We start from the raw sequence: 7,431 nt of genomic DNA on the forward strand, positions 1-7,431 counted from the left end.
CCGGCGCCCGCCGATCTCGCCGGCATTGCCGATGCCATGTACACGGTCGGTTTTCAGCCGCATCACCTGTCGCTCGATCGGCCCAATGCCGCCGCTGTGCCGGTGCGCGCCAAGGTGACGATCACCGAAATCACCGGCTCGGAAAGCTTCATCCATCTCGATTTCGCGGATGCACGCTGGGTGATGCTGAGCCACGGCATCCGCGACTTCGAACCCGACGCCGAGATCGAGGTGTTCATCGATCCGCGCCACATCATGGTCTTCGACGAGCACGGCCGTGCCGTGGCCGCGCCGAAGCTGGCGGCTTGAGGGGAAAGATATGGCACGCATAGACGTCAACCATGTCAGGCATTCCTATCTGCCGAACCCTCGGAAGGATGCCGATTTCGCGCTCAGGGAAGTGCACCACACCTTCGAGGACGGCGGCGCCTATGCGCTGCTCGGGCCATCGGGCTGCGGCAAGACCACGCTGCTCAACATCATTTCGGGATTGCTGCACCCGTCGCACGGTCAGTTGCTGTTCAACGGCAAGGACGTGACCAATTTGTCGACGCAGGAGCGCAATATCGCGCAGGTGTTCCAGTTCCCGGTCATCTACGACACCATGACCGTCTACGACAATCTGGCCTTCCCGCTGCGCAATCGCGGCGTGCCGGAAGCCGATGTCGACCGCAAGGTGCGCGAGACGCTGGAGATGATCGACCTGGCGTCCTGGGCGAAGAAGAAGGCGAGGGGCCTGACCGCCGACCAGAAGCAGAAGATCTCGCTCGGCCGCGGGCTGGTGCGCTCCGACGTCAACGCCATCCTGTTCGACGAGCCGCTGACCGTCATCGACCCGCATATGAAATGGGTGCTGCGCTCGCAGCTGAAGCAGCTGCACCGCCGCTTCGGCTACACCATGGTCTATGTGACCCACGACCAGACCGAGGCGCTGACCTTCGCCGACCAGGTCGTGGTCATGTATGACGGCGGCATCGTCCAGATCGGCACGCCGGCCGAACTGTTCGAACGGCCACGCCATACCTTTGTCGGTTATTTCATCGGCTCGCCCGGCATGAACGTCATGCCGGTGGCCATCGACGGCAAGACGGCGACGCTCGGCTCGCAGCGCATCGAACTGCCGGGCGCGCCAAAAGCGGGCAGCGGCGCCATCGAACTCGGCATCCGTCCCGAATATGTCCGGCTTGGCCGCGACGGCATGGCCGTGCAGGTGAGCAAGGTCGAGGATCTCGGCCGCCACAAGGTGGTCCGCGCCAAGCTCGAAGGCCGCGAGATTGCGGCCGTCATCGGCGAGGACGAGACCGTGCCGGCCGATCCGAAGGTGCGGTTCGAGCCGGCCGGCATCAACATCTATGCCGATTCCTGGCGCGTCGAGATGGGGGCATAGATGGAAAAGACCTGGAACAACAAGGCCTGGTTCCTGGTGCTGCCGGTGCTGGTGCTGGTGGCGTTCTCGGCGGTCATCCCGCTGATGACCGTCGTCAACTATTCGGTGCAGGACACGTTCGGCAACAACGTCTTCTTCTGGGCCGGCACCGAGTGGTTCGAGGAACTGCTGTCTTCCAGCCGCTTCTGGGAAGCGATGGTCCGCAACCTGATCTTCTCCTTCATCATCCTGGCGATCGAAGTGCCGCTCGGCATCTTCATCGCGCTCAACATGCCGAAAAAGGGCTGGGGCGTGCCGGTCTGCCTGGTGCTCATGGCGCTGCCGCTGCTGATTCCGTGGAACGTCGTCGGCACCATCTGGCAGGTCTTCGGCCGCAACGACATCGGCCTGCTCGGCTACTACGTCAACGCGCTCGGCATCGACTACAACTATGTGCAGGACCCGTTCGATGCCTGGGTCACCGTCATCATCATGGATGTCTGGCACTGGACCAGCCTCGTCGTGCTGCTCTGCTATGCCGGCCTGGTCTCCATTCCGGATGCCTTCTATCAGGCGGCCAAGATCGATGGCGCCTCGCGCTGGGCGGTGTTCCGCTACATCCAGCTGCCGAAGATGAACAGGGTGCTGCTGATCGCCGTGCTGCTTCGCTTCATGGACTCATTCATGATCTATACCGAACCCTTCGTGGTGACCGGCGGCGGTCCCGGCAACTCGACGACATTCCTGTCGATCGACCTCGTCAAGACCGCGCTCGGCCAGTTCGACCTCGGTCCGGCCGCAGCCATGTCGCTGGTCTACTTCCTCATCGTCCTTCTGCTGTCATGGGTCTTCTACACCGTGATGACCAACTACGACGCGGAGCGCTGAGATGACCGGCGCCAACGAAAGAGCCGATAGAGTGAGCGAGACCACAGCAGCGGGCAAACTGGCGAGCACACTGTCGCAGGATCAGGTCGCCCGGCTGATGCGCAAACGCGGCGAGGAATCGCGCTGGTGGTGGATCGTGCCGACGATCTACATCGTCGTGCTTTTGCTGCCGATCTACTGGCTCATCAACATGAGCTTCAAGACCAATGCCGAGATCGTCTCCTCGCTGACACTCTATCCGCACCAGCCGACGCTCGCCAACTACGTCACCATCTTCACCGACGCCTCCTGGTACTCGGGCTACATCAACTCGATCACCTATGTGGTGATGAATATGGTGATTTCGGTGGCTGCCGCGCTGCCGGCAGCCTACGCCTTCTCGCGCTACCGCTTCCTCGGCGACAAGCACCTGTTCTTCTGGCTGCTGACCAACCGCATGGCGCCGCCGGCGGTGTTCGCGCTGCCGTTCTTCCAGCTCTATTCGGCCTTCGGCCTGATCGACACGCACATTGCGGTGGCGCTGGCGCACTGCCTGTTCAACGTGCCGCTGGCGGTGTGGATCCTCGAAGGCTTCATGTCGGGTGTGCCGAAGGAAATCGACGAAACCGCCTATATCGACGGCTATTCGTTCCCGCGCTTCTTCGTCAGGATCTTCATGCCCCTGATCGCCAGCGGCATCGGCGTGGCCTGCTTCTTCTGCTTCATGTTCTCGTGGGTGGAACTGCTTATCGCCCGTACGCTGACCACCACCGACGCCAAGCCGATCGCCGCCACCATGACCCGCACGGTTTCGGCCGCTGGCATGGACTGGGGCCTGCTCGCCGCCGCCGGCGTGCTCACGTTGATCCCCGGCGCGCTCGTCATTTGGTTTGTGCGCAATTATATCGCCAAGGGCTTCGCCCTGGGGAGGGTTTGACGATGAATTTCGACCTCACCTGGATGGCGTGGACGTGGCCGACGGCGGCCTTTTTCGGGACCATCCTTCTGCTGCTTTGCGGCATGGCGGCGTGGGAATACGCCTCGCCGGGCGGCAATCCGCGCGTCGGCGTGCTGCGCTTCGAGACAACGCGCGGCGACCGTCTTTTCCTGTCGCTGCTTGGCAGCGCCTTTATCCATCTCGCTTGGTTGGGTCTTGTCGGATCCAACCTGTGGTGGGCTCTCGCTCTCTCCGTGGTCTACGCCATTGGCGTGTTCCGCTACGTATAGAGGGGGAAACTGTTGGAGCGACCGCGTGCCGGCGGCCGCTCCAGATCGCACTTGAACCTTAAAACTGTGGAGGAAACACATGCGAAGGCAATTTTTAACATCAACGACGGCCCTTGTCCTGTTGCTGGGCGTGGGCAATGCCTATGCCGGGATGGACGAGGCAAAGGCTTTCCTGGACAAGGAAATCGGCCCGCTCTCGACGCTCGACCGCGCTGGCCAGGAAGCCGAAATGCAGTGGTTCATCGATGCCGCAAAGCCTTTCGCCGGCATGGACATCAAGGTCGTTTCGGAAACCATCGCCACGCACCAGTATGAATCGCAGGTGCTGGCGCCGGCCTTTACCGCCATCACCGGTATCAAGATCACGCATGACGTCATCCAGGAAGGCGACGTCGTCGAGAAGATCCAGACCCAGATGCAGACGGGCCAGAACCTTTATGACGGCTGGGTCAACGATTCCGACCTGATCGGCACCCACTGGCGCTACCAGCAGGTGCGCAATTTGACCGACTGGATGGCGGGCGAGGGCAAGGATGTCACCAACCCGAACCTCGACCTGAAGGATTTTATCGGCACCTCGTTCACGACCGCTCCGGACAAGAAGCTCTACCAGCTTCCCGACCAGCAGTTCGCGAACCTCTACTGGTTCCGTTACGACTGGTTCAACGACGAGAAGAACAAGGCGGACTTCAAGGCCAAGTACGGCTACGACCTTGGCGTTCCCGTCAACTGGTCTGCCTATGAGGACATCGCCGAGTTCTTCACCGGCCGCGAGATCGACGGCAAGAAGGTCTATGGCCACATGGACTACGGCAAGAAGGACCCGTCGCTCGGCTGGCGGTTCACCGACGCCTGGCTGTCGATGGCCGGCAATGGCGACAAGGGCCTGCCGAACGGTCTGCCGGTCGATGAGTGGGGCATCAAGGTCGACGAGAATTCGCGTCCGGTCGGCTCCTGCACGGCGCGCGGCGGCGACACCAATGGCCCGGCCGCCGTCTACTCGATCCAGAAATACCTCGACTGGCTGAAGGCCTACGCTCCGGCGGAAGCCCAGGGCATGACCTTCTCCGAATCCGGCCCGGTTCCGGCGCAGGGCGCGGTTGCCCAGCAGATCTTCTGGTACACCGCCTTCACCGCTTCGATGGTCGATGCCGGCGCCAAGGCGGTGCTGAACGACGACGGTACGCCGAAGTGGCGCATGGCGCCGTCGCCGCATGGCGTCTACTGGAAGGACGGCATGAAGCTCGGCTATCAGGACGTCGGCTCCTGGACGCTGATGAAGTCGACCCCGACCGACCGCGCCAAGGCCGCCTGGCTCTACGCGCAGTTCGTCACCTCGAAGACTGTCGACGTGAAGAAAAGCCATGTCGGCCTGACCTTCATCCGCGAGAGCACGATCCACGACAAGAGCTTCACCGAGCGGGCTCCGAAGCTCGGCGGCCTGATCGAGTTCTACCGTTCGCCGGCCCGCGTCCAGTGGTCGCCGACCGGCACCAACGTGCCTGATTATCCAAAGCTGGCACAGCTCTGGTGGCAGGCGATCGGCGATGCGTCGTCGGGTGCCAAGACGGCGCAGGAAGCGATGGACTCGCTCTGCGGCGAGCAGGAGAAGGTCATGAGCCGCATCGAGAAATCGGGCGTCCAGGGCGATATCGGCCCGAAGATGGCCGAAGAGCATGACCTCGCCTACTGGAACGCCGACGCGGTCAAGAAAGGCAATCTCGCTCCTCAGCTGAAGATCGAGAACGAGAAGGAAAAGCCGATCACCATCAACTACGACGAACTGGTGAAGAGCTGGCAGAAGTAACCTTGGTGCCGGCGTTCGCGCCTGCATCATGAGAATAAGGGGAGGCGGCATCTTGCCGTCTCCCCTGTTTGTGTAAAAAATAAGCGGGGAGGCAGAATGACCGGATACATCCTTGCCATCGACCAGGGCACGACTTCGACCCGGGCGATCCTGTTCGACGGCCAGATGAAGCTCGTCGGCAGCGGACAGAAGGAGTTCACCCAGCATTACCCGGCCTCCGGCTGGGTCGAGCACGATCCCGAGGATATCTGGGCGAGCGTGGTGTCGACCGTGAAGGCGGCGCTGAAAAAGGCCGGCCGGGATGCATCCGACGTGGCCGCGATCGGCATCACCAACCAGCGCGAAACCGTCGTTATCTGGGACAGGGCGACCGGCAAACCGATCCACAACGCCATCGTCTGGCAGGACCGGCGCACCGCGCCGCTGTGCCAGAAACTCAAGAAGCAGGGGCTGGAGAAGACATTCACCAAAAAGACCGGCCTGCTGCTCGATCCGTATTTTTCCGGCACCAAGATCTCCTGGATGCTGGACAAGGTTAAGGGCGCCAGAAAGCGCGCCGAGAAGGGCGAGCTGCTCGCCGGCACCATCGACAGCTTCCTGATCTGGCGTCTGACCGGCGGCAAGGTCCACGCCACGGATGCCACCAACGCGTCGCGCACGCTGGTCTACAACATCGAGAAAAATGCCTGGGACGACGAACTGCTGTCGATACTGAACATCCCGGCAAAAATGCTCCCCGAGGTAAAAGATTGCGCCGATGACTATGGAATCACGGAGAAAAATCTCTTCGGCGCCGAGATAAGAATCCTCGGTGTTGCCGGCGACCAGCATGCGGCGACCATCGGCCAGGCCTGTTTCGAGCCGGGCATGATGAAATCCACCTACGGCACGGGCTGCTTTGCGCTGCTCAACACCGGCAGCGACCTTGTGCGTTCGAAGAACCGCCTCTTGACCACTATTGCCTACAGGCTGAACGGCAAGACCACTTATGCGCTGGAGGGCTCGATCTTCATTGCCGGCGCCGCGGTCCAATGGCTGCGCGACGGCATCAAGGTGATCGGCAAGGCCGCGCAAAGCGGCAAGCTGGCTGCCGAGGCTGATCCAACGCAAAACGTCTACCTGGTGCCGGCCTTCGTCGGGCTCGGCGCGCCGCATTGGGACGCCGAGGCACGCGGTGCCATTTTCGGGCTGACGCGCAATTCCGGGCCGGCGGAATTCGCCCGCGCCGCACTCGAATCCGTCGCCTACCAGACGCGCGACCTGCTCGACGCCATGCGTAAGGACTGGAAGGGAGCTTCGGCCAAGACCGTGCTGCGGGTCGACGGCGGCATGGTTGCGTCGGACTGGACCATGCAGAGGCTGGCCGACATCCTCGACGCGCCGGTCGACCGTCCGACCATCCTGGAGACGACGGCGCTGGGTGCCGCGTGGCTCGCCGGGTCGAAGGCAGGCGTGTGGCCGGATGCCAAGAAATTCGCGAAGAGCTGGGCGCTCGAGCGGAGGTTCCAGCCGGCCATGGATGGCTCCGCGCGCGCAGCCAAACTTGCTGGTTGGCGCGATGCTGTGCGCCGGACGCTGAGCGTGTAGTGAGCAGCCATCAGGGTGAGAGGAGAATGAAGCCAGACTGGTATCCTGCTTGGCGCGACGGCCGTTGAGCAACTGCATGCCAAGAATGACCGCTTGCATAGAGATTTTCGCCTCGGCAGTTGGTCACGCTATGACTATGACCTCACGGCCGGAAAGCTTCTGTTCTCGGATGAAGGAGGCGTCAAGATCGTCACTGAGATCCAGATTGCAGGCTCCACGAGCGCCAAGGCCAGCAATTGGCTGTGGGCTTGGGCAAATTCGAATTTGCCCAGCGAGCTTCTCAGCGACGCCAAGCTGGTTCGCTCCTTCGGCGAGAAGAACAGCATAGATGAGTTGGCCCAGGCCTATGTGCCCAACGCCGGCAATGACCTGGAAGCGCTGGGTTGGGAATTGACGGGAACAATGGTTCGAATTTGCCATGCTCTCGGTGCGTATCGCTCACCGCGTGGTGAGGGTGGAGCGCTCTATTTGATTTTCAAAAGTATCAGCTGGGCGAACTGACCAGCACTCTCGCGCCTGGGCACGTCGAAAAATGGCCCGCGCCGTTGCCGGCGCAGGCCATTTTTACTCGGTACTC

At 62.0% G+C, this 7,431-nt stretch carries 8 protein-coding genes; all 8 read left to right on the forward strand.

The features are described from left to right. Positions 1-309 (forward strand): TOBE domain-containing protein (locus tag EN991_RS15885; protein WP_127369109.1); only part of this gene is annotated, 309 nt, incomplete at its 5' end. Positions 310-319: 10 nt separating this feature from the next. Beyond that, on the forward strand, positions 320-1,387 hold the full coding sequence (locus EN991_RS15890) for an ABC transporter ATP-binding protein (protein ID WP_013531811.1): 1,068 nt from the start codon (positions 320-322) through the stop codon (positions 1,385-1,387). Continuing rightward, complete coding sequence (locus EN991_RS15895; protein ID WP_013531810.1) at positions 1,388-2,254, forward strand: sugar ABC transporter permease; 867 nt, start codon at positions 1,388-1,390, stop codon at positions 2,252-2,254. It abuts the gene before it with no gap. A gap of 1 nt (position 2,255) precedes the next feature. After that, positions 2,256-3,170, forward strand: a complete 915-nt coding sequence (locus EN991_RS15900; RefSeq protein WP_013531809.1) for a carbohydrate ABC transporter permease — start codon at positions 2,256-2,258, stop codon at positions 3,168-3,170. Further along, positions 3,167-3,460 (forward strand): DUF2160 domain-containing protein, encoded by a 294-nt coding sequence (locus EN991_RS15905; protein ID WP_024503495.1) that lies wholly within the window; start codon positions 3,167-3,169, stop codon positions 3,458-3,460. The genes EN991_RS15900 and EN991_RS15905 overlap by 4 nt, the downstream gene beginning before the upstream one ends. 79 nt (positions 3,461-3,539) lie before the next feature. Further along, the gene (locus tag EN991_RS15910; RefSeq protein WP_013531807.1) at positions 3,540-5,267 is read left to right on the forward strand and encodes an ABC transporter substrate-binding protein; all 1,728 of its coding nucleotides are present in this window, start codon (positions 3,540-3,542) and stop codon (positions 5,265-5,267) included. A gap of 96 nt (positions 5,268-5,363) precedes the next feature. Beyond that, positions 5,364-6,854 (forward strand): glycerol kinase GlpK, encoded by a 1,491-nt coding sequence (gene glpK / locus EN991_RS15915; protein ID WP_127369110.1) that lies wholly within the window; start codon positions 5,364-5,366, stop codon positions 6,852-6,854. A gap of 93 nt (positions 6,855-6,947) precedes the next feature. Continuing rightward, the gene (locus tag EN991_RS15920; RefSeq protein WP_224672845.1) at positions 6,948-7,355 is read left to right on the forward strand and encodes a DUF6882 domain-containing protein; all 408 of its coding nucleotides are present in this window, start codon (positions 6,948-6,950) and stop codon (positions 7,353-7,355) included. Positions 7,356-7,431 lie beyond the last annotated feature (76 nt).

It is taken from the genome of Mesorhizobium sp. M7A.F.Ca.US.005.03.2.1 (genome assembly GCF_003997795.1).
In the GTDB taxonomy this organism is placed as follows: domain Bacteria; phylum Pseudomonadota; class Alphaproteobacteria; order Rhizobiales; family Rhizobiaceae; genus Mesorhizobium; species Mesorhizobium ciceri.

Coding starts and splice junctions, on each gene's coding strand:
- EN991_RS15890 (WP_013531811.1), top strand. CDS start 320: ATGGCACGCATAGACGTCAACCATGTCAGGCATTCCTATCTGCCGAAC.
- EN991_RS15895 (WP_013531810.1), top strand. CDS start 1,388: ATGGAAAAGACCTGGAACAACAAGGCCTGGTTCCTGGTGCTGCCGGTG.
- EN991_RS15900 (WP_013531809.1), top strand. CDS start 2,256: ATGACCGGCGCCAACGAAAGAGCCGATAGAGTGAGCGAGACCACAGCA.
- EN991_RS15910 (WP_013531807.1), top strand. CDS start 3,540: ATGCGAAGGCAATTTTTAACATCAACGACGGCCCTTGTCCTGTTGCTG.
- glpK (WP_127369110.1), top strand. CDS start 5,364: ATGACCGGATACATCCTTGCCATCGACCAGGGCACGACTTCGACCCGG.